Consider the following 26,201-nt stretch of genomic DNA (forward strand, 5'->3'; position numbering starts at 1 on the left):
GATCGCTGGCGCTACTTGGCGCAGGCGTCCTGGAGGGCCTTGACGGAGTCGCCCGGAACCTGGTCGCCGGAGTCGGCGATCTGGCGCAGCGGCGTGGTGATCTCGGCGGGAACACCTGCGGTCTCCGCGCCGGCGACGAGGCCGCCCAGCAGTTCCTTGTCCTTGACGCTGACCAGCCCGTCCTCGACGAGCGTGCAGGCCTGCTTCTTCACTTCACTGCCGGCCGCCGTGGCTACCTGGGATGCGCCGTCGCTGACTGCCTTGTTCGCGGCATCCTGCACCTGGCCGCAGCCCGTCAGGGCAATCAGAAGGGTGGCAGCGGCAAGGGCGGCGAGGCGAAGTTTCATTCGACCAGCGTAACAAGCGCGCAGCTCGTGCCGGGTTCAAGGGATGCCCGTGGGCAGAGGAACCGCCGGCTGGTGCCGGCGGTTCCTCTGCTGACAGCTCCCTGGCTGATCAGTCAGCGGCGTGGGTTGCGCCCAACAGGTCACGGACCCGCGCTGCGATACGGACGAAGTCCGGGTTCTCCATGGTTTCTCCGTAGTCGCGGTCGTTGCCGAACGGGACGTCGATCGTCTCGAGGATGCGGCCCGGGCGGGGGCTCATGACGACCACCCGGTTGGCAAGGAACACGGCTTCCGCCACGGAGTGGGTCACCAAGATCACGGTGGTCCCGGTTTCGCGCCAGATCCGGTGAAGTTCGATGTTCATCCGTTCCCGCGTCAGCGCATCGAGGGCACCGAACGGTTCATCCATGAGCAGCACGTCGGGCTCGTGGAGCAGGGCCCGGCACAGTGAGACGCGTTGTTGCATGCCGCCGGACAATTCATGTGGCATCGAATTTTCGAATCCGGCCAGGCCGGTCATCTCGATGAGTTCATCCGCCCGCCGGGCCGCCTTCGCCCGGTCCATTCCCCGCATCTCTGCCTGGAGCAGAATGTTTCCGCGCACATTGCGCCATTCCAGGAGTGCGGCACGCTGGAACACGTAGCCGATATCCCGCCGCGGCCCCTTCACTTGCTGGCCGCGGAGTTCCACCGTGCCGCCGCTGGCCCGGGTCAGGCCTGCGACGACTTTCAGCAGCGTTGATTTGCCGCAGCCGGAAGGCCCTGCGATCGACAGGAATTCGCCGGGCGCGACTGACAGGTTGATTCCTTCAAGGGCAGTCACTGTTCCGCGCTTTGAGGAAAAGGTGACATTCATGTTCTCGATCCCGACTACGGGCGATGTGCCCGTGGCGAGGATGTCCGGAACGGTCGCGGTCATATCGTCCCCCTACTTCGGCTGGTACTGCGCGTCGTAATACTTGGCGGYGTCGCCGGCGCTACCGAGCAGTCCCGCGCCATTGAGCGTGCTGATGGTCGCGGCCCAGTCGGCCGGATCATTCACCCCCGGCTTCTTGCCTGAGGTCGCCGGTGTGTGGAGCAGCTTGATGGTTTCCGTCCACTGCGCCAGGACGACGGAGGCCGGCGGGATCTGAGGATCCTTGCCTTCCATCGATTTCGCCGCCGCCTCAGGGTTCTTCACTGCAGCTTCAAAGGATTCCGAGACGGCCGCCATCATTTCGGTGGCCAGGTCCTTATTCTTCGACAGGTAGGAGTCGGACGAGATCAGTCCGTTTGAGTAGAAGTTCACGCCTGCGTCGGCGTACTTGAGGTACGTCATCTCTTTGCCGCTCTTGTTTGCGATTGTGGGGCCCTGATCGTGGGCGAAGCCGATCAGTCCGTCCACTTTGCCCGAAAGCACGGAGGCAACCTTGCCGGCAGCATCCAGGTTCTGCTGTTTCACGTCGTCCGGGGCCAGGCCTGCCGCCTTGAGGAAGATTGGAAAGGTGACCGTCGGAGCGTCACCGGCTGAGACGGCGATTGTCTTGCCTTTGAGGTCCGCAGGCGTCTTGATTCCTGAGTCGCTAAAGACCTGAACGGCCGAAGGGGTGGTCTGCAGGTAGACGCCCAGACTCTTGACCTTGACGCCCTTGTCCACGTTCGCCAGCACGGCGGGTGTATCGGCCCATCCGAAGTCCACCTGACCCTGCCCGGTCGCCTGAACTGTTTTGGTGGAACCCTGTCCGGCCTTGATGGTCAGGTCGATGCCGTGCTTCTTGAAGATGCCTTGTTCCACGCCGTAGTAGAAGGCGGCATGTTCGCCGTACGGGTACCAGTTGAGCATCAGCGTCACCGGCCTGCTCTCTCCGGCGGCAACGGATCCTGCTCCTGCCGCACCGGGGGAGGCGCCCGCTCCGCCCCCACAGGCTGAGAGCGCTACGGCTGCGGCTGCGATGCCGGCAGTCAGAATTGATCTGCGAACGACGTTCATGTTGGTTCCTTAATACTAGGAGCAAGCAAGGGCTGGGAAGACTAGGAAGTAACGGTGGAGGACCCGAGGGACCGCCGCGAAGCGTGCCACGGGATGAGGAACCATTCGGCGATTTGAATCACTGCGAACAGGAGTACTCCGAGCAGCGACATGATGATCAATGCGGCAAAAAGCATGGCCGTGTCGATGTTCCCGTTGGCCTGCAGGATCACGTAGCCCAGTCCCTCGTTGGCACCGACAAACTCACCGACGACGGCGCCGGTTACTGCCAAGGTGGCGGCCACCTTCAGCCCGGAGAGCAGCTGGGGCAGGGACGCGGGGAGCCGGATCTTCCAGAAGGTCTTCAGCGGGTTCGCGCCCATCGTTGAAGCCAGCTCGAGGATCTCCGGGTCCACGGATTTGAGCCCTGCCATGCCGGAAATCACGATGGGGAAGAAGGCCATCAGCACGGCGACAAACACTTTCGGTTCGAGCCCGAATCCGAGCCAGACGACGAAGAGCGGAGCAATGGCGATCTTGGGGACGACCTGGGCGAAGAGGATCAGCGGGTACATGGTCTTTTCCAAAGACTTGGAGTAGATCATCAGTACCGCCACCAATTCGCCGACGATGAATGCGATGACGAACCCGAGGACTGTCTCCAGTGTTGTCACCCCGGTGTGCTGGAGGAGGTATGCCGAGTGCTCAACCGCCGTGTCCACGGTCGCCTGCGGACTCGGAAGGATGAAGGGCGGGACCAGTTCCTGCGCGGTCACCCACCACCAGGCAGACAACAGTGCGAGCACGAACACCGCGGGCCGCCAAAATTCGGACAGCAACTTGGCCGTGGTGGCTGAGGTGCTGCGGCGGGGACGGGCCTGCCGGGTCGGCGGCCCGGACGATCCAGTGCTGGGCTGAATCTCGTTTACAACAACTGTCATGCTGGCTCCGCATCATTGCTGGATGGCTGTTGGTTGGGAAGCGTGGACCCATCTGGGAATGCGCTTTCCGCCTCGGTCCAAGCTAAGGTGTCCTTCATCACATGTCAACCCGGCGCCGTCGCAAAGTCGTGACACTCACTGGATGGCATCTCACGGCCGGGGGGACGCCGGGGGTAGGGGCCAGGGCCGAGTGGCGAGGGGCGCTTCGGGACCCCGGCTGGCAGCATTGCTCCCGGATCCCGCGACGGGCCGCCCTGCGCTCTAGCTTTGGGCTGAGGGCGACGCTTGGGTGCTGCGGCGCAGGGTCACCTGGCCGGCGATGGCGGCGCTGCCGTTCATGTCGTCGGCTCCGGTCCACCCGGTGGTGCCGCCCAGGGCAGCGAGCCTGCCGATCTCCTCGAGGGGCAGGCGGACCGTCGATAGGGGAGGGCGGAAGTCCCGCAATGTTTCGATGTCGTCGAATCCTGCGATCAGGGCATCGCGGGGAATCCGTAATCCCTGGGCGCGGAGGGCCGCCACGGCGCCTATGGCCATGACGTCGTTCGCGGCAAAGATGCACGGCCGCGATTCTTCGCCGGCTGGCGTTCCACCGCCCTTTCGCGCATCGATGATTCGCTTGGCGAGCGTGGTGCCGGCCTCGTAGCCGCCGGTGCGGTCAAAGCCGGCGCGGAGGATCTCGGCGGGCGGCAGGCCGGCTGCTTCCAGGCCGGTCTGGTACCCGCGGATGCGGTCGTCGGAGGTGAGCAGACCCTCAGGGCCGCCCAGGATGACGAATTCCCCGCTGTGGACCTGGGCCAGTGCCCCGGCAAGCTCGGCCGCCAGCTCCTCGTTGGGGACCGCCACAACGTGATACCCCTCGTGGGCCGACGCTCCAACGATGCCGTGCCCCAGCACGCCCACCCTCCCGCCGTTTCGGCAGTATCGGTCGAGTTCGGCCGCGAGTTCGGCATTGCTGTTCTGGTCGCCGGGCCGGCTGGAGCGGGAGCCGGCAATCACGATCGAATCCGCCCGGCGGGCCGCGAAGGCTGTTACAGCGGCATGCTCGTCGGCCGGTGTTCCCCCGGTTGTCGCCAGCAGAAGCATCTTTCCTTGCTCCTGGGCGGCCGCCTGAACGCCGCGGGCAATGGCGGCGAAGTAGGGGTCGGCGATGTCGTGCACAATCAGCCCGATGAGCCCGGACGTGGACCTCGCCAATCCCTGCGCCTGAGCGTTCGCAACGTAGCCGAGGGAGGCCGCGGCCTGCCTGACGCGGTCCGCTACGTCTGGGCCGGGCTTCCTGGCGGAACCATTGAGAACGCGGGATGCGGTGGCCGGCGAAACCCCGGCCAGCCGGGCTACTTGGGCGAGCGTGCTTGCGGCCACGGAAACTCCTGTTCTAACGGCTCTGTTTCGGGCGGATTGAAGGCCGCCCGGTCTCCCCAGCTTACGCAAGTGCTGGAATGCGCTTGCCATGCCGGGCCCGACAATGCATCATAAACGGAGTGGGAATGCGCTTTCCCAAATACGCCACTGGCTTTATGCCAAGAACCGTGGAGGACCCGTGGGCACCGAAAAGAAGACGATCCGAATCGCCATGAACGGCATTACCGGCCGAATGGGCTACCGCCAGCACTTGCTGCGCTCCATACTTCCGATTCGCGAAGCCGGGGGGTTCACCCTTGAGGACGGAACAAAGGTCGAGGTTGAGCCCATCCTGGTGGGCCGCAATGAGGCCAAGATCCGCGAGCTCGCGGAGTTGCACAAGATCTCCGAATGGACCACGGACCTTGAGTCCGTCATCGATGACCCCACCGTTGACGTCATCTTCGACGCCTCCATGACCAGCCTGCGGGCCGCCACGCTGAAGCGGGCCATGCACGCCGGGAAGCATATCTTTACCGAAAAGCCGACCGCGGAAACCCTGGAGGAAGCCATCGAGCTGGCCCGCATCGGCAAGGGAGCCGGAATCACCGCGGGCGTGGTGCACGACAAGCTGTACCTCCCGGGTCTGGTCAAGCTCCGCAGACTGGTGGAGGAAGGCTTCTTCGGACGCATCCTCTCCATCCGGGGCGAGTTCGGCTACTGGGTCTTCGAAGGCGACATCCAGGCCGCGCAGCGTCCCTCCTGGAACTACCGCAAGGAAGACGGCGGCGGCATGACCACGGACATGTTCTGCCACTGGAACTACGTCCTGGAAGGCATCATCGGCAAGGTCAAGAGCGTCAACGCCAAGACAACCACCCACATCCCCGCCCGCTGGGACGAGGCCGGCAAGGAATACCAGGCCACCGCTGACGATGCGGCGTACGGAATTTTCGAACTCGAGACTCCGGACGGTGACGACGTTATCGGCCAGATCAACTCGTCCTGGGCCGTCCGCGTCTACCGCGACGAACTGGTCGAGTTCCAGATTGACGGCACACACGGCTCGGCAGTTGCCGGCCTGAACAAATGCGTCGCGCAGCAGCGCGCCCACACACCCAAGCCCGTCTGGAACCCGGACCTCCCGGTCACCGAATCCTTCCGGAGCCAGTGGCAGGAAGTCCCCGCCAACGCGGAGCTGGACAATGGCTTCAAACTGCAGTGGGAAGAATTCCTGCGCGACGTCGTTGCCGGCCGCGAACACCGCTTCGGCCTGCTCTCCGCCGCCCGCGGGGTCCAGCTGGCAGAGCTTGGACTGCAGTCCTCGGCGGAACGCCGCACCTTCGATGTACCGGAGATCACGCTCTGATGACCTCCTTAATCCTTCCCACCGCCGACGGCGGAACCCGCCAGTACCGCCTCAGTCCAGCCCCCCGCTGGACCAAGCCCGCCGCTCCCATCACCTCCCGCCGGGCCTACGCCGCTGCGCACGTCATCCCCGAAGTCACCGCCGACAACACACCCGGCGCACCCGCTCAGCTCGATTGGGACGCCACGATGGCTTACCGGCACGAACTCTGGTCCTACGGCCTGGGCGTCGCCGATGCGATGGATACCGCCCAGCGCGGCATGGGCCTGGACTGGGCTGCCACCCAGCAACTCATCAAGCGCACCGGCGTGGAGGCAGCCTCGGTCGCAGCCGGAGGGAACGCCGCTACCGCCGGGCGCTCCGTCCGGGACCTCCTTTCCTGCGGCGCCGGAACCGACCAGCTGGACATCGATTCCCTGCCCTCCGGGGCAGCCGGTGTGCAGGCCGTCCTGCATGCCTATCGGGAGCAGATCGCCGTTGTCAGCGAAGCCGGACCCAAGGTGATTCTGATGTCATCACGCGCCTTGGCAAAGGTGGCAAGTGGTCCGGACGACTACCTGCACGTCTACTCCACACTGCTCCGGGAAGTCGACCAACCCGTCATCCTGCACTGGCTGGGCACCATGTTCGACCCTGCCCTGGCCGGCTACTGGGGATCCGATGACATCTCCCAGGCCACCGAGACGTTCCTCACCCTGATCCGCGAGAACGCTGACAAGGTGGACGGGGTCAAGGTTTCGCTGCTGGACGCTGCGCATGAAGTCTCACTTCGGGCGGCGCTGCCGGACGGCGTCCGGCTCTATACCGGCGATGATTTCAACTATCCGGAGCTTATCGACGGGGACGGCACGCGCCACTCCGACGCGTTGCTGGGCATCTTCGCGGCGATCTATCCGGCCGCTTCGGCCGCCCTGCAGGCCTACGACGACGGCGAAGCCGCCAAAGGCCGTGCCATCCTGGACTCCACCCGCGAACTGGGCAAGCACATCTTCAGTGCGCCCACGTTCTACTACAAGACGGGAATCGCTTTTCTGTCCTGGCTGAACGGACATCAACAGGGCTTCCAAATGGTTGGCGGGCTGCATTCGGGCCGCTCGGTGGTCCACTTGGCCCAAACTTTCGAACTGGCAGACCGGGCCGGATTGCTCAAGAATCCTGACCACGCCGCGTTCCGGATGTCCGATTTCCTTCGTATTAATGGAGTAGCAACATGAGCGACTTTTCACGGTTGTCCCTGAACTCGGCCACAACCAAGAAATGGACCCTCGCAGAGGCCGTCGACGGGTGTGTCCGGGCAGGCATACCTTCGATCGGGCCCTGGCGCGACATCGTCGCCGACGCCGGGCTGGACAAGGCGGCCCGGCTCATCAGCGACGCCGGACTCCAGGTGTCCTCGCTGTGCAGGGGCGGGTTCCTCACCGCGGTCGACCAGGCCGGTCAGGCAGCAGCCCTCGCCGACAACCGCGCCGCCGTTCTGGAGGCGGCTGCGCTCGGCACCACCGAACTTTTCCTGGTGGTCGGTGGTCTGGCGCCGGGGGAGAAGGACGTCGTCGCGGCCCGCCGCCGCGTGGCCGATCGTCTGGAGGATCTGGTGCCGTTCGCCGTCGAACACGGCGTGCGGCTGGTGCTGGAGCCTCTGCACCCGATGTATGCGGCGGACCGTGCCCTGATTTCCACCCTGGGGCAGGCCCTCGATCTGGCCGCACCCTACGATGCGGCGGCTGTGGGCGTCGCCGTCGACACCTTCCACGTCTGGTGGGACCCGGAGCTGAAGGCACAAATCGAACGTGCCGGCCGCGAGAACCGGATCGCGTCCTACCAAGTGTGCGATTTCAACCTCCCCATAGCGGCGGACGCCCTGCTGTCCCGCGGCATGATGGGCGACGGCGTCATCGACTTCGCGACCATCGGCACCTGGGTCCGCGACGCCGGGTACACCGGTGTCATCGAAGTCGAAATCTTCAATCAGGAGATCTGGGACGCCGACGGCGACAGCACCCTGACCACGATGAAAGCCCGGTACGCGGAACTGGTTCTGCCCTACGCCTGACCGGGGGCGTCAGCCCTCGCCGACGGCGTCTGCCGGGCCTACCCGGAAGACGCCGTCGCTGACGCTTCTGCCGTCGTCCGCGCATACGACGCCGAGACCCGGCGGTAGACCGGAGTCAGGAAGGCCAGCAACGCGGCCACGATCATGATGATCCCGGCCACCAGGAACACCAGGGCGATGCCGCGGGAGGTGCCCTCGCCCAGCAGCGGGGCCAGCTGGGCGGCACCCTCAGGGGAGCGCGCGAATGGGATGATCCAGACCTGGGCGATCGGCGCGATAAGGAACGCGGTGATCGGTGCCGCCGCGGACTCGAACGCCATGGCGAATCCGAAGACCCGGCCCTGCCGGTTCAGGGGCACCACCTGTTGGATGACCGTCTGCTCGGCGGCCTCCACGAAGGGGACCAGGACGAGGTACAGCCAGATGCCGGCAATGTAGAGCCAGGCCCATTCACGCAGCGTGAACACCGCACCGAGGACCCCCATCAGGACTACCGCGATGAGCATGGTGCGCAATGGGTTGGACCCGAGCCCGAACTTGCCGATCAGCGCGCCGCCCACGATGAACCCGGTGGCGCCCACCGCGAAGTACGTCCCCCACAGCTCCACGGGGAACATCTCCAGGCCGTAGGGATCCATCAGCGCCATGTAGACGCCACCGATGAAGTTGTTGAACGTCGAGAAGACGATCAGCGCAAACAGTCCGGAAATGCCCAGCACGGCCGCGAAGGAGCCGCGCAGGTCGAATCCGCCGTGCGCGTCCGTGGCGGCAGCGCGCACTTCCTCGGGCATGCGCAGCGTGAGCAGGTGCGCGAATGCCAGCACCGTGAGCACCACGGCGACGGCGACCGTCCAGCCCATGCCCAGCAGCCCGACCGAGAGTCCGGAGAGCACCGAGGTGACGATGAACATCAGTCCCTGCACCATGCCCACCAGCCCGTTCGCGTTGGCCCGGCGATCCGGATCGATCAGGATGGTGACCGTCGTGGAGAGGGCAATGTTGCGCATGTTTTCCACCACCGCGCCGACCAGGATGATCAGGGCGAAGACCCAGAACCAGGGCTGTGCCAGGTCCAGCAGCCAGGCCGTGGGGGTCAGCAGGAACATCACCCCGGCGAGCACAAACATCACAAGGGTGAACCCGGCGGCAAAGCGCATCACTGCCAGCTTGCGGTAGCGGTCCACGAAGGTGCCGAAGCTGATGCTGGAAAGGGCGATCAACAGCATGTACGCCCCTCCGATTACCCCGGTGGCGATCACGTTGCGCGTCTCCAGGTACACCCAGAACGTCAAGGCGAACCACAGGTAGCTGGTGGTGATGTTGGCCAGCGCGGTGTTCACCAGGATCCCGGCGAAGGTGCGGGACCGCTGCGCAGGACTGCGCAACGTCGTGTCGATGGCGGCCGGCATGGGGCTGCCGGCCACGTCCTCGCGTAGGTCAACGTTGTGGTCGGGAGCCGCAGCGGCCCCTGGAAGGGCCGGTTCCTGCTCGGTCATGCGACCCAGTGTACTGACAACTGCCGGGCACGGACACGGCCGCCGGCCGGTCGGGCAGTGAGCAGGCCGGCACGAGTTTGTGACATAAGGAAACCTGCAGGAAACGTTCCCCGTCTACGCTGTCAACACCGCGGCGCCGCCAGGCCCCGCGACCGCCGGTGTGAAGGGATTCCGTCATGCATCTGCTGCCCCGTGAGCAGGAAAAGCTCATGATCGTGGTCGCGGCCGACCTTGCCCGCCGCCGCCAGTCGCGCGGACTGAAACTGAACTTCCCGGAAGCGGTGGCCATCATCAGCTACGAACTGATCGAGGGGGCCCGGGACGGCCGGACCGTCGCGGACCTGATGAGCTACGGCACCACGTTGCTCGGCCGCGAAGACGTCATGGAGGGCGTGCCGGAGATGATCCACGACGTCCAGATTGAAGCCACGTTCCCCGACGGCACCAAACTCGTCACCGTCCACGATCCGATCCGTTAGGAGCCCACCATGATTCCCGGAGAGTACGTTCTCGGCCCGGAGCCTGTGCCGGTCAATGCGGGGCGTGAGGCGATCGACGTCGTGGTGACGAACACCGGTGACCGTCCCGTGCAGGTGGGCTCGCACTTCCACTTTTCCGAAGCGAACGCCGCCCTGTCGTTCGACCGCCGTGCCGCCTACGGCCGGCGCCTGGACATCCCGGCGGGCACGGCAGCCCGTTTCGAACCGGGGGACAGCAAGACCGTCCGGCTGATCGAACTGGCCGGCCGGCGCGAGGTCTACGGCCTCAGTAACGCGGTCAACGGCCGATTGTCCCCGATAGAGAGCGCACGCAGATGAGTTTCGAATTGTCCCGGAGGCAGTACGCGGACCTGTACGGCCCGACGACGGGCGACGCCATCCGCCTCGCCGACACCGATCTTTTCCTCGAGATCGAGAAGGACCTGACCGTGTACGGCGAGGAGGTCGTGTTCGGCGGCGGCAAGGTGATTCGGGACGGCATGGGCCAGAACGGCCAGCTGACGCGGGACGGGGACGGGAGCAGTGATCCCGGCGGTATCGGATCCGGCAGTATCGGTTCCGGCGGCGGGTTGCCGGACACCGTCATCACCAACGTCGTGATCCTCGACTACACCGGCATCTACAAGGCCGACGTGGCGCTCCGGGACGGCCACATCTTCCGGATCGGCAAGGCCGGCAACCCGCAGATCACCGACGGCGTGGACATCGTGATCGGGGCCAGCACCGAAATCATTGCCGGCGAGCGGAAGATCCTGACCGCCGGCGGCGTCGACTCCCACATCCACTTCATCTCCCCGGACCAGGTTCCCGCCGCCCTGTGCAGCGGAGTGACCACCATGATCGGCGGCGGCACCGGCCCGGCCGAGGGCACGAAGGCCACCACCGTCACACCCGGCAAATGGCACATCCAGCGGATGCTGCAGGCCGCCGAAGGGCTCCCCATCAACATCGGCCTGTTCGGCAAGGGGCACGCGTCCGCCGTCGAGCCTTTGGCTGAGCAGATCCGCGCCGGTGCGATCGGGCTGAAGGTGCATGAGGACTGGGGCTCCACGACGTCCTCGATCGACACCTCGCTCAAGGTAGCGGACTTATTTGACGTCCAGGTGGCCATCCACACCGACACCCTGAACGAGTGCGGCTTCGTGGAGGACACCATCCGGGCCATCGACGGCCGCGTGATCCACACCTTCCACACCGAGGGCGCCGGCGGCGGGCACGCCCCGGACATCATCAAAATCGCCGGGCTGCCCAACGTCCTGCCGGCCTCCACCAACCCGACGCTGCCGTACACCCGGAACACCATCGAAGAGCACCTGGACATGCTTATGGTCTGCCACCACCTCAACCCGGACGTCCCGGAGGACGTGGCCTTCGCGGACTCCCGCATCCGCGCCGAAACCATCGCCGCCGAGGACGTGCTGCAGGACCTGGGGATCTTCGCGATCACTTCCTCGGACTCCCAGGCCATGGGCCGGGTGGGCGAAGTAGTGATCCGCACGTGGCAGGTGGCCGACAAAATGAAGCGGCAGCGGGGTGTCTTGAAGGACCCGGACGGCGGCGTGCACGGGGCGGAGTCAGGCCTGGGCGCAGAGAGCGACAACTTCCGCCTGAAACGCTACGTGGCGAAATACACCATCAACCCCGCCATCGCGCAGGGCATGGCGGACTCCATCGGCTCGGTGGAGGTGGGAAAGTTCGCGGACCTGGTGCTCTGGGATCCGGCGTTCTTCGGCGTCAAGCCGGAACTGGTGCTCAAAGGCGGGCAGATCGCCTACGCGCTGATGGGGGACGCCAACGCCTCCATCCCCACCCCGCAGCCGCGAACCATGCGGCCCATGTTTGCCGCCTACGGCAAGGCCCTGCAGCAGTCCTCCATCACGTTCCTCTCCCAGGCCGCCATCGACGCCGGGGTCCCGGCGGAGCTGGGTCTCGAGAAGGTCATCCGGCCCGTGTCCGGCATCCGAGGCCTCACGAAGGCGGACCTCAAGTACAACGGCGCCACCCCGGAGATCGAGGTGGACCCGGAAACGTACCGGGTGACGGTCGACGGCGAGGACGTCACCTGCGAACCGTCCGACGTGCTGCCCATGGCGCAGCGTTACTTCCTTTTCTAGGCTCCCGGAGGAGACAGGCATGATCATCGAAAAGGTCCTCGGCAACACCCACGACCGTCCCCCCGGTCCTGACCCCTACTTCGGGCTCCACCGGGAGAAAGTGGTGCTGCCTAGCGCCCAGCTGGTCAAACGCGTCCAGCGCGTCACCACCGACCACGGCAAGGAACTCGGCATCCGCCTCCCCTCCGGTTCCGGGGACCTGCGTGACGGCGACATCCTGCACTTAGCGGAGACCAACATGATCGTGGTGTCGGTGCTGCCTACCGATGTCCTCGTGATCGCGCCGCGCTCCATCCACGAGATGGGGGTGGTGGCGCATTCGCTCGGCAACCGGCACCTGCAGGCCCAGTTCTTCGACCACTCCTCGGAGTATGGGGCAGCGGTGATGGTCTGCCAGTACGACCACACAGTGGAGGACTACCTGAAACACGTCGGAGCGCCCTATGACCGCCAGGAGCGCGTACTGCCCGTCCCCTTCCGCCATGCCGAACACTCGCACTAGCCCGGCGTCCTACCAGCTCGCGCTGCAGCAGCTGACGGATTCTGCGCTGCCCACCGGGGCCTTTGCCCACTCGCTCGGGTTTGAGACTTACATCGAGCGCGGCCTGGTGCGGGATGAAGCGTCGTTCGGGGTGTGGCTGGCCTCATTCATGTCGCAGCAGCTCACGTACTCGGACGCCTTGGCGATCCGGTTCCTCTACGAGGGTGACGCGCCAGCGGAGCTGGATTCGCTGCTGACAGCACAGCTGTTGCCGCGGCAGCTGCGCGAGGCAAGCATCAAGATGGGTGGCCGGCTGCTGGAGATCGGCGCCGGGATCTTTCCGTCCGCTGAGCTGGCCGAGTACCGGCAGCTGGTGGGTTCCGGCCGCGCCGCCGGCCATCAGCCGCTGGCGTTCGCCGTCGTCGCCCGGTCCCTGGGTGTCCCGTTCCCCGAGGCCCTGGCCGCCTACCTGTTCGCCACGGCCACGACATTGACGCAGAACGCCGTCCGGGCGATCCCGCTGGGCCAGAACGCCGGCCAGCGGCTGCTGCGGAAAGCGTCCGACGACGTCGCTGCCGCGGTGGAACGCGCCGGGCAGCTGGACCGGTCCGACTTTGGCGCGGTCAGTCCCGGACTCGAAATTTCGCAGATGCGGCACGAGCGACAGCGTGCTCGCATGTTCATGAGCTAACCGCACACCTTAGAAATATGTCTGGAGAAGAATATGTCTGAACCCATCAAAATCGGCATCGGCGGCCCGGTGGGTGCCGGCAAGACGCAGCTCGTGGAGCGCCTTACCCGCCACATGAGCCGGGAAATCTCCATGGCCGCCATCACCAACGACATTTACACCATCGAGGACGCCAAGATCCTCGCGGCGAACGGGATCCTCCCGATCGACCGGATCATCGGCGTGGAAACCGGCGGCTGCCCGCACACCGCCATCCGCGAGGACACGTCCATGAATACCGCGGCCATCGAGGAGCTGAAGAAACGGCACCCGGACCTGCAGGTGATCTTCGTGGAATCCGGCGGGGACAACCTCTCTGCAACGTTCAGCCCCGAACTGGTGGACTTCTCCATCTACATCATCGACGTGGCCCAGGGCGAGAAGATCCCGCGGAAGGCCGGCCAGGGCATGATCAAGTCCGACCTCTTCATCATCAACAAGACCGATCTCGCGCCGCACGTCGGCGCGGACCTCTCCGTCATGGAGCGGGACTCCAAGGAATTCCGGGGCGGGAAGCCGTTCTGCTTTACGAACCTCAAGACCGACGAAGGGCTGGAGCGCGTCATCGAATGGGTGCGGCGCGATGTCCTGATGCTCGACCTGGCGTCATGAGCACGACGGCGGCCATTGAGCCTCTTGCTGCCGCAGTACCCATGGGGGAGCTTGCTTTGCTGGTCGCCGAGCGTGGTGGACGGTCCGTGGCCGTGCGTCAGTTCCATCGCGGCGCCTTGCGGGTTTTGCGGCCGCATTATCTGGATGATTCCGGGCAGGTTTGTTATGTGGTGGTGAATCCCGGCGGGGCGTATCTGGGGGCCGACCTTTATGTCATTGATGTGGAGGTGGCGGAGGGTGCGAAGCTGCTGCTGACCACACAGTCGGCCACCAAGATCTACCGGACGCCGGGTTCGTTTGCCGAGCAGCGGATGCGCCTGCGGCTGGGGTCGGGGGCGCAGCTGGAGCTGGCTCCGGACCAGGTGATCGCCTACCGGGAGGCCAGCTACCGGCAGAACACGCACATCACCCTGCACCCGACATCGAGCCTGGTCATGTCCGAGGTCATTACCCCCGGCTGGTCGCCGGACGGGGCGTCGTTCCGCTACGAGGAATTGCGGCTCCAGACCGAAATCCGCATCGAATCCGGCGGGCTGCTGGCGCTCGACAACCTGCTGATCCGGCCGCCGCAGCACGACGTCACCGGCCTGGGGTTCATGGAGGGCTTCAGCCATGTGGGATCGCTGATTGTTGTCGATCGCCGCGTCGACCAGGCACTCGCCGACGAACTGCATGTGCTGACCGACGGGCATGATGCCTACACAGGAGTCTCCCTGACTGCCACAGTTGATGGCATCAGAGGCCTGGTTCTCCGGTCCCTCTCGAACAGCACCGAAGAACTAAACAGGCTGCTGGGCGCGTGCAGCGCCCTGCTCCGTCGGCGGTGGCATGGCACGGCGCCCCTGGACCTAAGGAAATACTGATGACGACCTTGACCGAGTTCGCCGCCATGTACCGTCAGCGCGAGCAGCTCCCGCTGCGGACCAGGTTGCTGGTGACCTTCGGCGCCGTCGTTGCCCTGCACGCGGCCGCCGTCGTGCTTCTCCTGGCCGGTCTGGTGACGGCGGGGGAGCCGCTGGCTCTTGGCCTGGTGCTGACTGCCTATATGGCCGGCATCAAGCACAGCTACGACTGGGACCACCTCGCCGCCATCGACAATTCGACCCGGAAGTTCGTGGCCCAGCGGAAGGACCCGGTGAGCGTCGGCTTCGCGTTCAGCCTGGGCCACAGTTCGGTGGTGATCCTGGCCGGGCTCCTTGTGGTGGGCGGCGCCGCAATGGTGGGACAGTTCATGGAGGACGGCACCACAGGAAACCTTGTGCTGGGACTGATCGGCAGCGGCGTCTCCGGGATTTTCCTGCTTGCCATGGGGCTGTTCAACGGATCCGCCTTCCTCCGGGCCGCGAGGGCCTACCGGAGCGTGCAGGCCGGCGGAGACGTGCGGGACCACGACCTTGAGGCCGGGGGATTCGTTGCCCGGCTGCTGGCGAAGCCCCTGGCCGGGGTCCAGCGGCCCCGGAACATCTACGTCCTTGGGTTCCTTTTCGGCCTGGGGTTCGACACCGCCACCACCATCGGGCTGCTGGTCATGGCGACGGCGGCCTCCCTGGCAGGGGTTTCCCCGCTGGCCCTCCTGGCGCTTCCGCTGGCATTTACCGCGGCCATGACACTGTGCGACACCACCAACGGCGTTGCCATGATGCGGATGTACAGCTCCGCCATCCACAACCCCCAACGGCGCCTGGGCTTCAACGCACTGATCACCGGCATCTCCGCGGTGTCGGCCCTGTTTATTTCGTTCATCACCTTGGGTGGCTTCTTTAACGCAGCATTCGGGCTCGAGGATCCGGTCACCACCTGGCTGGGCGGGATCGACCTGGGCGAGGCAGGTCTCTTGCTGGTCGCCTGCCTGCTGATGGTCTGGGGTTTGGCCTCCGTGCGCGGGCGGCTGCCCGCCTCACGCCGGGGAAACTAGCCAGCCGGCGGCCAGGGCCGCTGCGAGCGAAGCCGCCACGACGGCGACCCGCTCCTGCCAGTCCGAGCCGGGCGGGGCTGAGACCTTCAGGCCGCGGTACGGCGGAGCTGGGGAACCGGGGCGCTGCAGAACGGCGGCAAAGTCACGGATCCGCGCCGCGGTGAGGAGGGAAGCGTGCGCCACTGGCGCAGGCGGGAGATGGACATCGTCCCAGGCCGGACCGAAGGCCGTGTCCACCGGGGCGCATCCGGACAGGACTGCGCCGGCCAGTACCCCGGCCTCCAAAGCCAGCCGGGCATGCCGAACCGGCGCAGCAGCGTCGCGCTGTTCTATGACCGAACGGGCCCAGTTCACGGCGAGTCCGGTCCCCGCCCCGGCGGCCAGCGTCGCCGAGATCTCGTCTTCCAACGGGAGGAATCCCTTAATGCCGGGCCCGTGGCCGCCCGCCGCGTCGCAGTGCTCCAGGACTAGCCGGGCGCCGTCCCAGCGGTAGCCTGCCAGTTCGGCCAGTGATGCGCGGAGCGCCCCGGCGTCGGCCCCCTGTCCAGGGGCGTCCGGGCGGGGCGAGCTGAAGATGTGGACTGCGGTCACGGCCTGCCGTCCGGCGGCGTCGTTCAACCGCCGGACCGCGTCGGCTGCCCGGGAGGCGTTCCCCAGGGCCTTTTTTCTGCCGGTCTGATCGGTGGACGCCAGGCCGACGGCGGGGTCCCGCGCCATGCTGTCCATGGTGTCCGGAATCGTGGTGAGGGTGAACTGCAGGCGGGGCGGGAGCTGCGGCACAGCCGCCAGGAAGCCGGCACTGTCGTGACGGTGCAGTCCGTCGCCGTAGAAGGGGATTTCGAGGCCGCCCACTCCGGGAAGGGCGGAGACGGCGGCGAGATAGGCGGCCTCGGCGGCCGGGTCRCAGGCATCAAGGGCCGGGGCTGCGTTGTAGGCGCTGAGGACCAGACCAGTGGGCGGCCCGGGGGATCCCGTCACCGGGGCCGGCGCCCCGGGCGGGACGTGACGGGATTCGTCAGGACCCCGACGCCGGGAATGTCCACGGTGACAATATCGCCCGGGCGGAGTTCCAGGCCGGATTCGTCGGCTGCGAAGGGTGTGCCGGTGAGGATGACATCGCCAGGGTAGAGCGTCATAAAACGGGAGCAGAAAATGATGAGCTCGGCCACCGTGAACACCATGTCCGCGGTGGGTGCGTCCTGGACCGCTGCCCCGTTGATCCGCGTGGTGATCCGCAGTTCCTGCAGATCGGGCAGCTCATCGAGGGTGACGAGTTCCGGTCCCAGCGGGCAGAAGAAGTCCAGGCTCTTGCCCCGTGTGGACTGGACATCCGCGGCCTGGAGGTCCCTGGCGGACACGTCGTTGGCCACGGTCACGCCGGCCACGGCGGACAGGGCGTCCTCCGGGCCGGCCGCGTCCCTGAGCGTCCGTCCCATCACCACGGCCAGTTCCCCTTCTGCCACCACTGTGGCTGAAAGGTCCGGGTCCAGCACGATTTCCTGCCCGTCGGCGGCGAGGCTGCCCGGAAACTTGCCGAAAACCAGGGGGATCCGGTCCCGGGACCGCCGGTACGGGGCGGTGCCTCCGGCGGTCCCGGGCCAGAAGTTCTCCCCGATCCCGATCAGCTGGCCCGGCAGCTGCACGCCCGGGAGGGCGTCACAGCTCAGGAACGGCCGGACGTCCGGACGCGCGGACCCGTGCGGGTGTCCACTGGAAGCAGTACCGGCCGCCGTCGTCGTCAGGGAGAACGGGTAGCGTGCCACTTAGTGGCTCAAATGCGAGGCGTAGACGCGGAGCCGCGGGTGCTGAAAGACCTCTTCCGGCGGCCCTTCCGCGACGATCCCGCCGTGTTCCATGAAGATCACCCGGTCTGCCACTTCCCGGGCGAATTTCATTTCGTGCGTCACGATCACCATGGTCATGCCGCTGCGGGCGAGCTTGGCCATGATGTCCAGGACCTCGTTGACCAGTTCGGGGTCAAGGGCCGAGGTTGGCTCGTCGAAGAGGATGGCCTTGGGATCCATCATGAGGGCCCGGCAGATGGCCACGCGCTGCTGCTGTCCGCCGGAGAGGTCCGCCGGGTAGGCATCGGCCTTTTCCTCGAGGCCCACGGAGCGGAGCTTCTCCAGGGCGCGGGGCTCGGCGTCGGCCCTCTTCTGGCGCTTGGAAATGACCGGCCCTTCCAGCAGGTTCTCCAACACCGTCCGGTGCGGCCAGAGGTTGAACTGCTGGAACACCATGGAGATTTCCCGGCGCAGCCAGGTCAGCCGGAACTGGTCCAGTACACCCAGGTTCCCGCGCGCATTGGGCGTGTAGAACACCTGCCGGCCGTCAACGTGGATGCGCCCGGAGTCGGGAACCTCCAGCATGTTGATGCACCGCAGCAGGGTGCTCTTGCCGGCGCCGCTGGGGCCGATGATGGCCACCACCTCGCCCGGCAGGATCCGCAGGTCAACGTCCTTGAGCACTTCCTTGGAGCCGTAGCTCTTGGTCAATCCGGTGATGCTGATCATGCCATGCTCCCTACAGCCTCGCGCAGTGATTTTGTGGTGCCCATCTTGCGGCCGGTCTTCTTCTCAATGACGACCTGCAGGGCCATGAGGAGGCTGGTCATCACGAGGTACATCGCGGCGACTACGCCCAGTGTTTCCATCACGTTGTAGGTGGAGTTGTACGCCTTCTGGCCCTGGAGCATGAGGTCCGGCACGGTGATGACGGAGATCTGCGCCGATTCCTTGAGCATGATGATGCAGTTGTTGATGTAGGGCGGCGTCATGAGCCGGATCCCTTCGGGGCCGGTGACGCGCAGGAATTTCTGGACGGGATTCATGCCGACGGAGTCCGCGGCCTCCAGATGTCCGGTGTTGACCGATTTGATCCCGGCCCTGATGATTTCCGAGAAGAACGACGCCGAGTTCAGGCTCATGGCGATCAGGCCCGCGGTGAACGCGTCCAGGGTCAGCCCGAACGGTTTGGTGTAGTAGAAGAAGAACAGCGACAACATCAGCGGCAGGCCGCGGAAGAACCAGACGTAGGCTGCTGCGAAGATCCGCAGGCCCCGGATCCGGGAGAGCCGCAGGGTCGCGATCACGTAGCCGAGGACCGTGGCGCAGACTATAGCTGCCGCCACGATTCCCAGGGTGGTGAGGGCGCCGCTCAGGAAGATCGGGAAGTATTCGGCGGCTACAGCGCCGGGCTCAGAGACGTTCATGGAGTTGGTTACCCCGCCGGGATTTCGACCGTGAAGCCGAACCACTTCTGGTTCAGTTTCGCCAGGGTTCCGTCAGCCTTGAGTTCGGCGATGATCTTGTCCACCTTCGGCTTCATCTCGGTGTCGTTCTTCGGCAGGCCGACGCCGGCGGGCTTGGTTCCGTAGACGTCCCCGACGATCTTCAGCTCCGAGGCCGTGGGCGAGTTCTTCATGAAGTTCTCGGCTGCGATCCGGCCGGTCGCAAAGACGTCGATGCGGCCGGCGGCTACATCGGAGAAGCCTTCAGGGGCGCCCGGGTAGGCCTTCAGCTCGCTGAAGCCGCCGATGCCCTTGACGTCGGATTCGGTGCCGGAGCCGCCGATTGCCCCCACCTTGAGGCCGTCGAGCTTGCTCACGTCCTGGACGGTGGAGTTGTTTTTGGAGACGACAGCGACGGCGCCGTCTGCGAGGTACGGGGTGGAGAACGTGATGGACTGCTTGCGCGGTTCGGTCATGGTGAGACCAGACATGACGGCATCGAATTTTCCGCTGTTGAGGCCCGGGAGCAGCCCCGACAGCTGGCCCTCGACGAACTCCGCCTCCATGCCCAGCTTGTCGGCGATCAGTGTCCCAACCTCGATGTCGAACCCGGTCAGCTTGCCGCTTTCGGAGAAGGTGATGGGGCGGAACGTGCCGCTGGTGGCGATGGTGAACTTCTCTTTGGCTGTTGAGTCAGCGGCGGCGCTGGTGCTGGCGGAGCAGCCCGTCGCGGACAGGGCCAGTGCGGCCAACGCTGCTGCCAGGGCGGGCTTGCTCTTGGGTGAAAACATGCGGTGCGTCCCACTTTCAGTGATCTCGATGCCAGTGATGTTGGCCTGACGAGTAAGACGCTATGGCTCCCGTGTGTCGGGAAACCGCCTGCTTCGTTTCCGGTTTGTAAATTGTGAATTCTGTAGACAGTCTTACGATCGGAGATACTGCCAGGGCTTGCAGACGCTGCGATCAGAGCCCGAGGATTTCCAGCTGCGCGGCGAACTCCAGGGCCGATAGCTCGCCGCCGGGTCCGGTCACAACCTGTACCGACAACGGCCAGCCTTCGGCGGAGAGCGCCACCGGCAGCGACACGGCGGGGCAGCCGGTCAGGGTGACGGCGCGGCAGTGTCCCATTATTTCCCAGCCCTCCACGGCCCGGCCGTCGATGTCCAGCTGCCCGTCCGGGTCCGAGGYGGGCCCGCCGGCCACGGGCAGCAGGACGACGTCGAAGGCCGTGATGTGCTGGACGGCGGCGGCCCGGGCCGCCTGCGCTGCGCGCCAGGCCTGCTCCACGTCCGCCTGGGGCGCCGCCAGGGATGCAGTGATGGTCTGCAGGTTTGCCGCTGTGATCTTGTGTTCGAGGCCCGTGACCGCGGCCGCGTGGTCCAGCATCGGATCGACCGCCCGCAGGGTGTTGTAGCTGGGCAGGCAGTCGGCGAGCAGTTCAGGGGTGTGGTGGACGTCGTGGCCTTCCGCAGCCAGCCGGGAGGCGAGCCGTTCCATGAGGGCCGTGACCTCCCGGCGCACCGGCCCCAGCACGGCGCCGTCGGTCCAGGCGATGCGGAGTTTGCGCGTGCCGGGCTGCCCGGAAGCGGTGACCGTCCCGGCGTCGGGCAGCCCGGACATCACCAGAAAAGCCGTGCGGAGGTCACGCACGGAGCGTGCCATGGGTCCGATGGTCTGGAAGACTCCCTGCATTCCGGGACCGGCGGCCGGCACGGTCCCGTCCGCGCCGAAGTTTCCGCCTGCGCCAGGTACCTGGCCGTCGCCGGGAATCGTGTCCAGTCCGGGGCGCAGGGCGGCAACGCCAACGCATTGTGCCGGCCAGCGCACGGACCCGCCAAAGTCCGTGCCGACACCGAGGGCGGAGATGCCGGCCGCAAGGGAGGCCGCTTCGCCGCCGCTGGATCCTCCCGGGGTGGTTTCCGGGAAGCGCGGATTGGCGGTCCGGCCCAGAAGCGGGCTGTCGCAGGTCATACCGAACGCAAACTCGGGGCAGTTCGTTTTGCCGAGAATGATCGCGTCGGCGTCCAGCAGGCGCTGCACCGCGGGCGCCGTCGTTGTGGCCACCGTCTTGGCGAACGCCGGGCTGGCTGCCGTCACCGGTAGCCCGGCCACGGCAATCACGTCTTTGACGCTGAACGGAACGCCGGCCAGGGGGCCGAGCGCTTCGCCGGCAGCACGGCGTCGGTCGAGGTCCGCGGCAGCGGCTTCCGCCGCGTCCCAGTCCTCCGTGATGAAGGCGTTGAGCGCTGATGCGCCGGTGGACGCGGCGCGGGCCTCGGCCAGAACGTCGACGGCGGTGCGGGAGCCGCCGCGCACAGCGTCGGCGATCGCCGTCGCGTCGGGGAAGCCTGTGTTCAGCGTTGCCAGGAGCGGGGGCGTCATGCCTTGGTCGCCCCAGTGCCGCCTGCTACCGCGTTCCGGTCCAGGTAGTCCCGCTCGCCATGTTCCGCGAATTCCCGCCGGATCCGGTCGGCGTCGCCGGTGCGCAAGCACTCCAGCAGGGCGGCGTGCCGGTCGCAGCCCTTGGTCAGATCGCCTTTGGTGCGGGCCTCGCTGCGCACGTTCGCCGCCATGCTCAGCTGCATCTGGAGCATAAGGGTCCGGTACGCGTCGGTCAGCCGCCCATGCCTGGCCGCCTCAACGATTCCGGTGTGGAACTGGACATTGGCCTGGACCACGCCGGCGCTGTCGCCGCGCTTTGCGGCCGCGCGCATAGTGGCCATGATCGGGTCCAGGGCGTCGAAGGCGGCCGCGTCGTGCTGGGCCAGCAGCAGGTCGAGGGCGAACATCTCCAGTGCCCGCCGCAGCGAGTAGATCTCCTCGACGTCGGCGTCGGTCATTGCCACAACGCGGTAGCCGCGGCGGGGGGTCTGCTCCAGGAGGCGCTCGCTTTCGAGCACTCGCAGGGCTTCGCGCAGCGGCGGCCGGGAGATGCCCAGGCGCTCGGCGAGGGGAGGTTCGTTCAGTTTGTCGCCCGGGCCCAGTTCCCCGCTGACGATCAGCTTCCGGATCTCATTTGCGGCGAGGGAGACGAGGCTTTCCTGCAGGATCATCGTTAAAGACTACTGTCTACAGATTCACCCGGTAGCTGTTAGGTCCGGAATTTACCCAAGGTTTACACAGTTCGTCTTTTTGTATAAGTGTCTACAGTATTCTTAGTTGCACTTGTCGATCCGAAGGAAACCTGATGAATGCTGTTCGACGCGCGGCGGGCTGGTTCCGCACCCGGTTTTCCTGGCTGGATCCGTTTGTTGTCGCGCTCCTGCTGACGCTGCTCGCTGCGGCGCTGCTGCCCCCGAACGCCGCCGCCCAGGGGGTCCTCTCCGTGGCGGGTACGGCGGCGATAGCCGTCCAGTTCTTCATCAGCGGACTGCGGCTCTCGACGGCTGAGGCGGTGGGCGGCCTGCGCGTCTGGCGGCTCCATCTGCTGATCGCGGGGTTCTCCTTTGTCTTCTCCCCCCTGCTTGGATTGGGTGTGGCCGCCGGATCATCCTGGTATTTGACGCGGGAACTCGTCGCGGGCCTGCTGTTTCTGACGATGCTGCCGACAGCAGTGCAGACCGCCGTCACGTTCACCACGATTGCCCGGGGGAACACCGCCGCTGCGGTGTGCGCCGCCTCGATCTCCAATCTGCTGGGCATCGTGGTGACGCCCCTGCTCGTGGCCCTGTTCCTCGGCTCCTTCAGTGGCATGAATGCCGCATCGGCCCTCCGGATCGTGCTGCAGATCGTTGTGCCGTTCCTCCTGGGCCAGCTGCTGAACCGGCGGTTGGGCCGCTGGGCCGAGCGCCGGGCCGCGCCCCTGAAGCTGGTGGACCGCGGGGCCATTCTCCTGGTGGTGTATGCGGCCTTTGGTACTGCAGTGGCCAACGGCGTCTGGGACCGGTTGCCGCGGCATCAGCTGGTCGTGGCAGCCGGAATCTGTGCGCTGATGCTGGGCCTGATGCTGGCTCTCACGTTCTTCGTGGCGCGGAAGATGCGCTTCGACCGGGCGGATGCCACCGCGATCATGTTCGGCGGCTCCGAGAAGAGCCTCGCCGCGGGGCTGCCGATCTCGGCGATCCTCTTCCCTGGCCCGCTGGCCGGCGTCGTGATCCTGCCCGTGATCATGTATCACGCCATGCAGCTGGTGCTCTGTGCCGTCATTGCGCGGCGGATGGCGAAACGTGCGGCGCCGGTTCCGGATGCGGCGGCTGCCCTGGAGCCGGGCAAAGTGGCGGCCTGACGTCCGTGCGCCCTGCCGTTAGCGGACGGCGGAATCCTCCGACCGGCCAGCGGCGACGGCGACCGGCTCGCCAGCGATGATCGCGTCGACTTCAGCCTTTTCCTTGGCGCCCCAGGTTTCGCGGGTGTTTAGCACGCCGATCAAGCCGATGACACCCACCAGGACGTACAGCGAGGCGCCGCCGGCCCAGCCGAAGACCGAGGCCAGGAGCACGGCCAGGAAGGGCGCGAATCCGGAGATCGACGCGGCGACCTGATACCCGATGGAGGCGCCGGACGTCCTGGTGTTGGTCCGGAACAGCTCCGCGAACCAGGCGCCCTGCGTGCCGGTGAACGTCGCGTGGATGATGCCGATGCCGATCACAAACGCCAGGACGATCAGGAACGGGTTGCCGGTGTTGCTGAGCAGGAACATCGGGAAACCGAAGGCAATGACGGCAATGGTTCCGCCGAGGTAGAGCTTGCGCCGGCCGATCCGGTCGGTCAGCGCGCCGGCGATCAGTGTGACGGGGATGGCAAGGAGGCTGGCGATCACAATGCCGGTGAGGCCGATGGCCCGGTCGTCGGGGTTGTTCTTCGCGATGTAGGACAGCAGGAAAGTGGCCGTCACGTAGTACGCGCAGCTCTCCACGATCCGCAGTGAGATCACCCGCAGGATGTTCTGCCAGTCGTTCTTGATCACGGTGGTCAGCGGGTTCTTGACGATCGCGCCCATGGCCTTGGTGTGTTCGAACTCGGGGGATTCCTCGAGCTTCATCCGGACAACCAGGCCGACGACGATCAGGACGGAACTGGCGAGGAACGGCAGCCGCCAGGCCCAGTCGGTCTGCAGGGAGGCGGAGAGCAGGAACGCGGCGTTGGCCAAGGTGATGCCCAGCGGGTTGCCCGCCTGCGGGATGGCGGCGAAACGGCCGCGCTGCTTCCACGGTGCGTGCTCGAACGTCATCATGACGGCGCCGCCCCATTCAGCGCCGAAGGCGAGGCCCTGGATCATCCGGATGATGACCAGCAGAATGGGCGCAGCGATGCCGACCTGGGCGTAGGTGGGGAGGCAGCCGATCAGGACGGTGGCGATGCCCATGGTCAGCAGCGCGCCGACGAGCACTGGCTTGCGGCCGTACTTGTCGCCGAGGTATCCGCCGACGGCTCCGCCGATGGGCCGCATCAGGAATCCCACCGCCAAGGTGGCGAAGGCCAGGAGCGTTCCGACCACGGGGTCCGTGTTGGGGAAGAAGACCTTGCCGAAGTACAGGGCCGCGGCCGTGCCGTAAGCGACAAAGTCGTAGTTTTCCACGCACGTACCGGCGGCCGAAGCCATCGCGGTCTTGATCTTTCCGGGGGAACCGTGGGCGGCCTGGCGCGGCCTATCGGTGATTTCTGCCGTCATGTTCTATATCTCCTTTGATATTGCTGGACAGCCCTGGGCAATGTGCCGAAGGCCAGGTATACGTTTGTCGTGCAGACCGGTCGGTCAGATTTCGGCGGCCAGTTCCCGTGCTCCCTCGAGCTCCATTTCGCGCAGCTTCTGGACCCGCCGGATGGTGTCCTCGTCGTTGTCGAACTTCGCGTCGAGGAAGGACTGGAGGACTTCTTTGGCGGTGGCCCGGCCGATCAGCCAGGCACCCATGGCGATGGCGTTCGCGTCGTCGTGCTCCACGCTCTGGTGGGCGGAGTAGACATCGTGGCCCAGTGCGCAGCGGATCCCCGGGATCTTGTTCGCCGCCATGACGGCACCGACGCCGGTCCCGCAGACGAGGACTGCCCGCTCCGCCTCGCCGGAGCGGACCAGATCGCAGGTGGCGCGGGTGATGTCCGGGAAGTCGACGGGGGCTTCGCTGGGGGCCCCGCAGTCGAGGACCTCGTGGCCGAGGTCCTCCAGGACTGACTGGACAAACGCCTTCAGGGGGAAGCCGGCGTGATCGTTGCCGAGTGCGATTTTCATGGGTCTCCTTAGTTCGGGACGACGAGGCTGGGCATTGCGGGGAGCGGCGCGGACGCCTGTACTTCATGACGCCATGGAATCGATTCCATAGCGCCGTTGCGCGTGACTGCGAGAGCCGAAGCGCGGGTGGCGTGAACCATTGCGGCAGGCAGTCCGCGGGGGTCGCCTGCCAGGGACGCGGCGAGGTAGCCCACGAACGTGTCGCCGGCTCCCGTGGTGTCCTTGGCGGCCACCTTCGTCGCCGGGACGTGCACAGGGTTGCCGTCGAGGACCGTATGGGAGCCTTCTGCGCCGGCGGTGCAGATGATGGCCGGACCAAGGATTGGCGGGAGCGTCCGGACGAGGTCCAGGTGGCTCCCGCGTATCCCGGCGAGGCCCGCCAGGACTTCGATTTCCTGTTCGTTCACCACCAGGAGGTCGACGTCGTCGAGCAGTCCGTCGACCTCCCGGGGAGCGGGGGCGGCGTTGAGGATGACGAACGCCCCGCGGCCCTTCGCGGTCCGCGCGGCCTGCCGGACCAGCGCCGCCGGGATCTCCAGTTGAAGGACCAGGACGTCGCCGGCGCGCACGGCGGCGAGTCCGGCTTCGACGTCGCCGGCGGTGACCCCGGAGTTTGCGCCGGGACTGACGATGATCTGGTTTTCGCCCTGGTCGTCGACCGCAATGACGGCTGTTCCCGTGGCGGCGGTGCCGCTGACCCGCACATGGCCGGTGTCGATGCGGGCCTCGGAGAGGACCTCGAGGATCCGGCGGCCGTGGACATCATCGCCCACTGCGCCGGTGAATTTCACCGTGGCGCCGGCCCTGGCCGCGGCGACGGCCTGATTGCCGCCCTTGCCGCCGGGGCTAAACGTTGCGTCCGATCCCGGGACGGTTTCGCCCGCCCGGGGCAGGGCTCGCACGCGGATGTTCTGGTCGATATTGAGGCTGCCGACCACAAAAACCGTGTTCATTGGACCTGC

The 26,201-nt window shown here is 66.3% G+C and carries 28 protein-coding genes; 12 read left to right on the plus strand and 16 right to left on the minus strand.

All coding sequences use genetic code 11. The annotated features are described in order from the left end of the window. Positions 1 to 11 precede the first annotated feature (11 nt). The 5 genes from AB4Y67_RS05505 to AB4Y67_RS05525 form a co-directional block, all read right to left on the minus strand. On the minus strand, positions 12 to 347 hold the full coding sequence (locus AB4Y67_RS05505; protein ID WP_441404778.1) for a hypothetical protein: 336 nt from the start codon (positions 345 to 347) through the stop codon (positions 12 to 14). A gap of 109 nt (positions 348 to 456) precedes the next feature. After that, on the minus strand, positions 457 to 1,266 hold the full coding sequence (locus AB4Y67_RS05510; protein ID WP_441404779.1) for an ABC transporter ATP-binding protein: 810 nt from the start codon (positions 1,264 to 1,266) through the stop codon (positions 457 to 459). 9 nt (positions 1,267 to 1,275) lie between these two features. Further along, positions 1,276 to 2,316: an ABC transporter substrate-binding protein gene (locus tag AB4Y67_RS05515; RefSeq protein ID WP_441404780.1), complete on the minus strand. Its 1,041-nt coding sequence runs from the start codon at positions 2,314 to 2,316 to the stop codon at positions 1,276 to 1,278. A 41-nt stretch (positions 2,317 to 2,357) separates the two neighbouring features. Continuing rightward, the gene (locus AB4Y67_RS05520; protein WP_441404781.1) at positions 2,358 to 3,236 is read right to left on the minus strand and encodes an ABC transporter permease; all 879 of its coding nucleotides are present in this window, start codon (positions 3,234 to 3,236) and stop codon (positions 2,358 to 2,360) included. Between the two features lie 261 nt (positions 3,237 to 3,497). Continuing rightward, positions 3,498 to 4,598 (minus strand): LacI family DNA-binding transcriptional regulator, encoded by a 1,101-nt coding sequence (locus AB4Y67_RS05525; RefSeq protein ID WP_441404782.1) that lies wholly within the window; start codon positions 4,596 to 4,598, stop codon positions 3,498 to 3,500. Positions 4,599 to 4,776: 178 nt separating this feature from the next. On the opposite strand from AB4Y67_RS05525, the gene AB4Y67_RS05530 reads away from it, so the two are divergent. Genes AB4Y67_RS05530 through AB4Y67_RS05540 form a run of 3 tightly spaced genes read left to right on the plus strand, consistent with a single transcriptional unit; the run spans position 4,777 to position 7,996 of the window. Beyond that, the gene (locus tag AB4Y67_RS05530) at positions 4,777 to 5,946 is read left to right on the plus strand and encodes a Gfo/Idh/MocA family protein (protein WP_441404783.1); all 1,170 of its coding nucleotides are present in this window, start codon (positions 4,777 to 4,779) and stop codon (positions 5,944 to 5,946) included. Beyond that, a complete protein-coding gene (locus tag AB4Y67_RS05535; RefSeq protein ID WP_441404784.1) occupies positions 5,946 to 7,160 on the plus strand; it encodes a dihydrodipicolinate synthase family protein in 1,215 nt (404 codons plus the stop codon). Before AB4Y67_RS05530 ends, AB4Y67_RS05535 begins: the two co-directional genes overlap by 1 nt. Then, a complete protein-coding gene (locus AB4Y67_RS05540) occupies positions 7,157 to 7,996 on the plus strand; it encodes a sugar phosphate isomerase/epimerase family protein (RefSeq protein WP_441404785.1) in 840 nt (279 codons plus the stop codon). Before AB4Y67_RS05535 ends, AB4Y67_RS05540 begins: the two co-directional genes overlap by 4 nt. A 38-nt stretch (positions 7,997 to 8,034) precedes the next feature. Here the strand turns inward: AB4Y67_RS05540 and AB4Y67_RS05545 are convergent, their stop codons facing one another. Beyond that, positions 8,035 to 9,492 carry an MFS transporter gene (locus AB4Y67_RS05545; RefSeq protein ID WP_441404786.1) on the minus strand — a complete coding sequence of 486 codons (1,458 nt, stop codon included), beginning with the start codon at positions 9,490 to 9,492 and terminating at the stop codon, positions 8,035 to 8,037. 176 nt (positions 9,493 to 9,668) lie between these two features. Between AB4Y67_RS05545 and AB4Y67_RS05550 the strand changes: the two genes are divergently transcribed. Genes AB4Y67_RS05550 through AB4Y67_RS05585 form a run of 8 tightly spaced genes read left to right on the plus strand, consistent with a single transcriptional unit; the run spans position 9,669 to position 15,844 of the window. Beyond that, positions 9,669 to 9,971, plus strand: a complete 303-nt coding sequence (locus AB4Y67_RS05550) for an urease subunit gamma (RefSeq protein ID WP_441404787.1) — start codon at positions 9,669 to 9,671, stop codon at positions 9,969 to 9,971. Positions 9,972 to 9,980: 9 nt separating this feature from the next. Then, positions 9,981 to 10,310, plus strand: coding sequence for an urease subunit beta (locus AB4Y67_RS05555; RefSeq protein WP_441404788.1), 330 nt, complete (start codon positions 9,981 to 9,983; stop codon positions 10,308 to 10,310). Further along, positions 10,307 to 12,106, plus strand: coding sequence for an urease subunit alpha (ureC, locus tag AB4Y67_RS05560; protein WP_441404789.1), 1,800 nt, complete (start codon positions 10,307 to 10,309; stop codon positions 12,104 to 12,106). The genes AB4Y67_RS05555 and ureC overlap by 4 nt, the downstream gene beginning before the upstream one ends. A 19-nt stretch (positions 12,107 to 12,125) precedes the next feature. After that, complete coding sequence (ureE, locus tag AB4Y67_RS05565; RefSeq protein ID WP_441404790.1) at positions 12,126 to 12,608, plus strand: urease accessory protein UreE; 483 nt, start codon at positions 12,126 to 12,128, stop codon at positions 12,606 to 12,608. Further along, complete coding sequence (locus AB4Y67_RS05570) at positions 12,589 to 13,278, plus strand: urease accessory protein UreF (RefSeq protein WP_441404791.1); 690 nt, start codon at positions 12,589 to 12,591, stop codon at positions 13,276 to 13,278. Before ureE ends, AB4Y67_RS05570 begins: the two co-directional genes overlap by 20 nt. A gap of 33 nt (positions 13,279 to 13,311) precedes the next feature. Beyond that, on the plus strand, positions 13,312 to 13,929 hold the full coding sequence (gene ureG, locus AB4Y67_RS05575) for an urease accessory protein UreG (RefSeq protein WP_441404792.1): 618 nt from the start codon (positions 13,312 to 13,314) through the stop codon (positions 13,927 to 13,929). Next, entirely contained in the window at positions 13,926 to 14,792 is an 867-nt protein-coding gene (locus AB4Y67_RS05580) for an urease accessory protein UreD (protein ID WP_441404793.1), read from the plus strand. Before ureG ends, AB4Y67_RS05580 begins: the two co-directional genes overlap by 4 nt. Further along, positions 14,792 to 15,844 carry a HoxN/HupN/NixA family nickel/cobalt transporter gene (locus AB4Y67_RS05585; protein ID WP_441404794.1) on the plus strand — a complete coding sequence of 351 codons (1,053 nt, stop codon included), beginning with the start codon at positions 14,792 to 14,794 and terminating at the stop codon, positions 15,842 to 15,844. Before AB4Y67_RS05580 ends, AB4Y67_RS05585 begins: the two co-directional genes overlap by 1 nt. On the opposite strand, the gene AB4Y67_RS05590 is transcribed toward AB4Y67_RS05585, so the two are convergent. The 7 genes from AB4Y67_RS05590 to AB4Y67_RS05620 all read right to left on the minus strand — a co-directional run bounded on the left by AB4Y67_RS05590 (position 15,827) and on the right by AB4Y67_RS05620 (position 22,126). Further along, the gene (locus AB4Y67_RS05590; protein WP_441404795.1) at positions 15,827 to 16,822 is read right to left on the minus strand and encodes a DUF4862 family protein; all 996 of its coding nucleotides are present in this window, start codon (positions 16,820 to 16,822) and stop codon (positions 15,827 to 15,829) included. The genes AB4Y67_RS05585 and AB4Y67_RS05590 overlap by 18 nt on opposite strands. Continuing rightward, on the minus strand, positions 16,819 to 17,607 hold the full coding sequence (locus tag AB4Y67_RS05595; protein WP_441404796.1) for a fumarylacetoacetate hydrolase family protein: 789 nt from the start codon (positions 17,605 to 17,607) through the stop codon (positions 16,819 to 16,821). Before AB4Y67_RS05595 ends, AB4Y67_RS05590 begins: the two co-directional genes overlap by 4 nt. Next, complete coding sequence (locus AB4Y67_RS05600; RefSeq protein WP_441404797.1) at positions 17,608 to 18,357, minus strand: amino acid ABC transporter ATP-binding protein; 750 nt, start codon at positions 18,355 to 18,357, stop codon at positions 17,608 to 17,610. It lies immediately after the preceding gene. Further along, on the minus strand, positions 18,354 to 19,055 hold the full coding sequence (locus tag AB4Y67_RS05605) for an amino acid ABC transporter permease (RefSeq protein ID WP_441404798.1): 702 nt from the start codon (positions 19,053 to 19,055) through the stop codon (positions 18,354 to 18,356). The genes AB4Y67_RS05600 and AB4Y67_RS05605 overlap by 4 nt, the downstream gene beginning before the upstream one ends. 8 nt (positions 19,056 to 19,063) lie before the next feature. After that, positions 19,064 to 19,864, minus strand: a complete 801-nt coding sequence (locus AB4Y67_RS05610; protein WP_441404799.1) for a transporter substrate-binding domain-containing protein — start codon at positions 19,862 to 19,864, stop codon at positions 19,064 to 19,066. 172 nt (positions 19,865 to 20,036) lie between these two features. Next, the gene (locus AB4Y67_RS05615; protein ID WP_441404800.1) at positions 20,037 to 21,455 is read right to left on the minus strand and encodes an amidase; all 1,419 of its coding nucleotides are present in this window, start codon (positions 21,453 to 21,455) and stop codon (positions 20,037 to 20,039) included. Continuing rightward, on the minus strand, positions 21,452 to 22,126 hold the full coding sequence (locus tag AB4Y67_RS05620) for a GntR family transcriptional regulator (protein ID WP_441404801.1): 675 nt from the start codon (positions 22,124 to 22,126) through the stop codon (positions 21,452 to 21,454). The genes AB4Y67_RS05615 and AB4Y67_RS05620 overlap by 4 nt, the downstream gene beginning before the upstream one ends. Positions 22,127 to 22,260: 134 nt before the next feature. On the opposite strand from AB4Y67_RS05620, the gene AB4Y67_RS05625 reads away from it, so the two are divergent. Continuing rightward, positions 22,261 to 23,298, plus strand: coding sequence for a bile acid:sodium symporter family protein (locus AB4Y67_RS05625; protein WP_441404802.1), 1,038 nt, complete (start codon positions 22,261 to 22,263; stop codon positions 23,296 to 23,298). An 18-nt stretch (positions 23,299 to 23,316) separates the two neighbouring features. On the opposite strand, the gene AB4Y67_RS05630 is transcribed toward AB4Y67_RS05625, so the two are convergent. The 3 genes from AB4Y67_RS05630 to AB4Y67_RS05640 all read right to left on the minus strand — a co-directional run bounded on the left by AB4Y67_RS05630 (position 23,317) and on the right by AB4Y67_RS05640 (position 26,192). Further along, the gene (locus AB4Y67_RS05630) at positions 23,317 to 24,684 is read right to left on the minus strand and encodes an MFS transporter (protein ID WP_441404803.1); all 1,368 of its coding nucleotides are present in this window, start codon (positions 24,682 to 24,684) and stop codon (positions 23,317 to 23,319) included. Positions 24,685 to 24,768: 84 nt separating this feature from the next. Continuing rightward, positions 24,769 to 25,239, minus strand: coding sequence for an RpiB/LacA/LacB family sugar-phosphate isomerase (locus AB4Y67_RS05635; protein WP_441404804.1), 471 nt, complete (start codon positions 25,237 to 25,239; stop codon positions 24,769 to 24,771). An 8-nt stretch (positions 25,240 to 25,247) separates the two neighbouring features. Next, positions 25,248 to 26,192, minus strand: coding sequence for a ribokinase (locus AB4Y67_RS05640; protein WP_441404805.1), 945 nt, complete (start codon positions 26,190 to 26,192; stop codon positions 25,248 to 25,250). Between the last annotated feature and the right edge of the window lie 9 nt (positions 26,193 to 26,201).

The organism is Arthrobacter sp. YAF17, from assembly GCF_052113365.1.
In the GTDB taxonomy this organism is placed as follows: Bacteria; Actinomycetota; Actinomycetes; order Actinomycetales; family Micrococcaceae; genus Arthrobacter.

Excerpts from the sequence above, each read along its gene's own strand:
- AB4Y67_RS05625 (WP_441404802.1), top strand. The coding sequence starts at position 22,261 with ATGAATGCTGTTCGACGCGCGGCGGGCTGGTTCCGCACCCGGTTTTCC.
- AB4Y67_RS05510 (WP_441404779.1), bottom strand. The coding sequence starts at position 1,266 with ATGACCGCGACCGTTCCGGACATCCTCGCCACGGGCACATCGCCCGTA.
- ureG (WP_441404792.1), top strand. The coding sequence starts at position 13,312 with ATGTCTGAACCCATCAAAATCGGCATCGGCGGCCCGGTGGGTGCCGGC.
- AB4Y67_RS05610 (WP_441404799.1), bottom strand. The coding sequence starts at position 19,864 with ATGTTTTCACCCAAGAGCAAGCCCGCCCTGGCAGCAGCGTTGGCCGCA.
- AB4Y67_RS05635 (WP_441404804.1), bottom strand. The coding sequence starts at position 25,239 with ATGAAAATCGCACTCGGCAACGATCACGCCGGCTTCCCCCTGAAGGCG.
- ureE (WP_441404790.1), top strand. The coding sequence starts at position 12,126 with ATGATCATCGAAAAGGTCCTCGGCAACACCCACGACCGTCCCCCCGGT.
- AB4Y67_RS05620 (WP_441404801.1), bottom strand. The coding sequence starts at position 22,126 with ATGATCCTGCAGGAAAGCCTCGTCTCCCTCGCCGCAAATGAGATCCGG.
- AB4Y67_RS05570 (WP_441404791.1), top strand. The coding sequence starts at position 12,589 with ATGCCGAACACTCGCACTAGCCCGGCGTCCTACCAGCTCGCGCTGCAG.
- AB4Y67_RS05535 (WP_441404784.1), top strand. The coding sequence starts at position 5,946 with ATGACCTCCTTAATCCTTCCCACCGCCGACGGCGGAACCCGCCAGTAC.
- AB4Y67_RS05540 (WP_441404785.1), top strand. The coding sequence starts at position 7,157 with ATGAGCGACTTTTCACGGTTGTCCCTGAACTCGGCCACAACCAAGAAA.
- ureC (WP_441404789.1), top strand. The coding sequence starts at position 10,307 with ATGAGTTTCGAATTGTCCCGGAGGCAGTACGCGGACCTGTACGGCCCG.
- AB4Y67_RS05550 (WP_441404787.1), top strand. The coding sequence starts at position 9,669 with ATGCATCTGCTGCCCCGTGAGCAGGAAAAGCTCATGATCGTGGTCGCG.
- AB4Y67_RS05600 (WP_441404797.1), bottom strand. The coding sequence starts at position 18,357 with ATGATCAGCATCACCGGATTGACCAAGAGCTACGGCTCCAAGGAAGTG.
- AB4Y67_RS05505 (WP_441404778.1), bottom strand. The coding sequence starts at position 347 with ATGAAACTTCGCCTCGCCGCCCTTGCCGCTGCCACCCTTCTGATTGCC.
- AB4Y67_RS05555 (WP_441404788.1), top strand. The coding sequence starts at position 9,981 with ATGATTCCCGGAGAGTACGTTCTCGGCCCGGAGCCTGTGCCGGTCAAT.
- AB4Y67_RS05545 (WP_441404786.1), bottom strand. The coding sequence starts at position 9,492 with ATGACCGAGCAGGAACCGGCCCTTCCAGGGGCCGCTGCGGCTCCCGAC.
- AB4Y67_RS05585 (WP_441404794.1), top strand. The coding sequence starts at position 14,792 with ATGACGACCTTGACCGAGTTCGCCGCCATGTACCGTCAGCGCGAGCAG.
- AB4Y67_RS05605 (WP_441404798.1), bottom strand. The coding sequence starts at position 19,055 with ATGAACGTCTCTGAGCCCGGCGCTGTAGCCGCCGAATACTTCCCGATC.
- AB4Y67_RS05520 (WP_441404781.1), bottom strand. The coding sequence starts at position 3,236 with ATGACAGTTGTTGTAAACGAGATTCAGCCCAGCACTGGATCGTCCGGG.
- AB4Y67_RS05580 (WP_441404793.1), top strand. The coding sequence starts at position 13,926 with ATGAGCACGACGGCGGCCATTGAGCCTCTTGCTGCCGCAGTACCCATG.
- AB4Y67_RS05640 (WP_441404805.1), bottom strand. The coding sequence starts at position 26,192 with ATGAACACGGTTTTTGTGGTCGGCAGCCTCAATATCGACCAGAACATC.
- AB4Y67_RS05630 (WP_441404803.1), bottom strand. The coding sequence starts at position 24,684 with ATGACGGCAGAAATCACCGATAGGCCGCGCCAGGCCGCCCACGGTTCC.